A 2,162-nucleotide genomic window follows, 5' to 3' on the forward strand; every position below is an offset into this window, starting at 1 on the left:
TCAGGAGTTCGGGGATGGCGGTTATTTCATTAGATTTCTCTTCTGTTTTAAGCTGTCCCAGCCCCACGTTATTGGCCGCAGAGAAAGCACTAACCCTATGAATTGCCGACAATAACAGCGCAGATGGTCAACAAAAGGATGTCTGTTAGCTTGTGGCCGACTTTCCAAGCTTGCAGAGGGTCACTGATAATAGAGAGTTGTGAAATCAAATCGTGAGCATTCATGCTGCGGCCTTACCCTAGTGTGCAGTTATAAGGCCATAGACGTATTAAAAAGAAAACAAATATAAGCTACGTGCCAATAATTTCAGGGGTTTTCATCATTTTTCCCTGATCCAATAGTCTGTTGGATATTTGGTTCTGAGGTGAAGGTCGGCCAGGCATCAGCAAAGGGACGCATATGCATTATGAAATAACTGGATAACTTACAAAAGTTGATCTAGGTTGGAAGGCCAATGGAGTTAAACATTAAGAGATGATCATGGAAAACCTCTATAACACCGATTATCACGGCTGGATCGCCCGGCAACGTGAGCTTCTGAAAAACAACAGGCTTAACGAACTGGATATACCCAACCTGCTAGAGGCAATGGAACAGGAAATGGGGAATAACCACCATACACTTGAATCACATCTGAAGATTCTTTTATTACATCTGCTGAAATACCAGTATCAGGTAGAAGTTATCAATCCGGTGCTGCCGGAGCCATATAATTGTCGTGAATGGTTTGCAAGCATAGACAGGGCGAGGGATGCCATAGGGTCGCTACTCCGCAGAAACCCATCTCTGAAACGGGAGACCGACGTAATACTCCGTGAGGTTTACCCTAGTGCCAAGCGCATGGCTATTAAAGAAATGAACCGCTACGTGCAGAAGCACCAGCAGCTCAATAACAACAGTTTCTCACCTGACTGCCCCTGGACCTTCGGGCAAGTTATTGAGGATGACTGGCTGCCCTGCGATTAAATAGGCTACCCGGCTAACTGCATCTGGTTTTCTGTGCGAGCATGGCTTGTTTCTTGGATCGGATAGCTATCACCTTGCCATTGGTTCGTCTTGGGCTTTAAATATTTTGCTATTGCCCGACTAACTCACCAGACGATAGCTTCATTCAATTCATCTGGTATGCGGCTATGGATATCTTAGGCCCACCTAAAAGCAGGTTGGCACTGTCATTAGTAAATATTTTTTTGATAGCATATGTGCTATCATTGAATTCATGAAAACCATTGTACTTGATACCAGCTGCTTTGTTTCGGCGCTTCTCGGTATTGGCGGCGCAAGCCGGGAAATTCTCAGGTTGTGTCTGAATCGCCAGTTGAACCCTCTGATGGGCAATGCACTTTATACCGAGTATGAGTCGCTGTTAAACAGGCCAGTGCTCTGGAATAAAAGCCGTACTACCGAGTCGGAACGTGAGCAGGTGCTCAACGCGCTGCTAAGTATTACCCAGTGGGTTGAGATCTATTATCTCTGGCGGCCAAACTTACCAGACGAAGCTGACAATCACCTGGTAGAACTGGCAATGGCTGGTGGTGCCAGCCATATCATCACCAAGAACATTAAAGATGTTGGTCGCGGAGAACTGAGGTTTGACCACCTGACCATTTGTAATCCAGAAGACTTTATCAGGGAGATCAGGCAATGAGCGTACTTACCATTCGACTGACCGAAGAAAAACATGAACGCTTGAAGCAATTGGCCAAGTCCAGAAATATCAGTCTGAACAAATTGATGGATGAATTATCGACCATCGCCTTGGCAGAGTTTGATACCTATAACCGTTATTTGGTCAGAGCAGAATCAGGTAATCCAAAGGAAGCTCTGAAGATTCTGGACAGGCTGGATAGTGAGTCACGGTAAAATCATGAAAGTTCGTGCCTGGCCAGGACTGCAGCCGGATAGCATGTGCTCATAACAGCTTTCCTTTGCTTTCCCTTCAGGCCTGCTTTGAACGTTTTCGAACTGTTTGGCAGAGTGACTGCAATCTGTCTAAAGTCTGCCAAAATTTCTGCTCCAGCATGACTTCGAATTCGATACTCATCTTCTCTCATCGCACCATCAAGCTTCCTTTTTCACTTTTCTTAAAACATACCCTCGTTTTCCAGGCGTCAATAGCTTCCCCTCACTACAGAGCTAAGCTATCGTTGATGAACCATTGA

At 45.5% G+C, this 2,162-nt stretch carries 3 protein-coding genes and 1 pseudogene; 3 read left to right on the forward strand and 1 reads right to left on the reverse strand.

Annotated features, from left to right (window positions below; genetic code table 11):
* Nucleotides 1–224: pseudogene (locus tag KDK18_RS14000) on the reverse strand (hypothetical protein); the annotation flags it as partial.
* A gap of 256 nt (nt 225–480) precedes the next feature.
* Between KDK18_RS14000 and KDK18_RS14005 the strand changes: the two are divergent.
* The 3 genes from KDK18_RS14005 to KDK18_RS14015 all read left to right on the forward strand — a co-directional run bounded on the left by KDK18_RS14005 (nt 481) and on the right by KDK18_RS14015 (nt 1,863).
* Nucleotides 481–966 (forward strand): DUF29 domain-containing protein, encoded by a 486-nt coding sequence (locus KDK18_RS14005; protein WP_257255551.1) that lies wholly within the window; start codon nt 481–483, stop codon nt 964–966.
* Nucleotides 967–1,219: 253 nt separating this feature from the next.
* Nucleotides 1,220–1,648, forward strand: coding sequence for a putative toxin-antitoxin system toxin component, PIN family (locus KDK18_RS14010; protein ID WP_257255552.1), 429 nt, complete (start codon nt 1,220–1,222; stop codon nt 1,646–1,648).
* Nucleotides 1,645–1,863: a toxin-antitoxin system HicB family antitoxin gene (locus KDK18_RS14015; protein ID WP_257255553.1), complete on the forward strand. Its 219-nt coding sequence runs from the start codon at nt 1,645–1,647 to the stop codon at nt 1,861–1,863. The genes KDK18_RS14010 and KDK18_RS14015 overlap by 4 nt, the downstream gene beginning before the upstream one ends.
* The last annotated feature ends 299 nt before the right edge of the window (nt 1,864–2,162 follow it).

It is taken from the genome of Endozoicomonas sp. SESOKO3, from assembly GCF_024606255.1.

Coding starts and splice junctions, on each gene's coding strand:
- KDK18_RS14005 (WP_257255551.1), top strand. CDS start 481: ATGGAAAACCTCTATAACACCGATTATCACGGCTGGATCGCCCGGCAA.
- KDK18_RS14010 (WP_257255552.1), top strand. CDS start 1,220: ATGAAAACCATTGTACTTGATACCAGCTGCTTTGTTTCGGCGCTTCTC.
- KDK18_RS14015 (WP_257255553.1), top strand. CDS start 1,645: ATGAGCGTACTTACCATTCGACTGACCGAAGAAAAACATGAACGCTTG.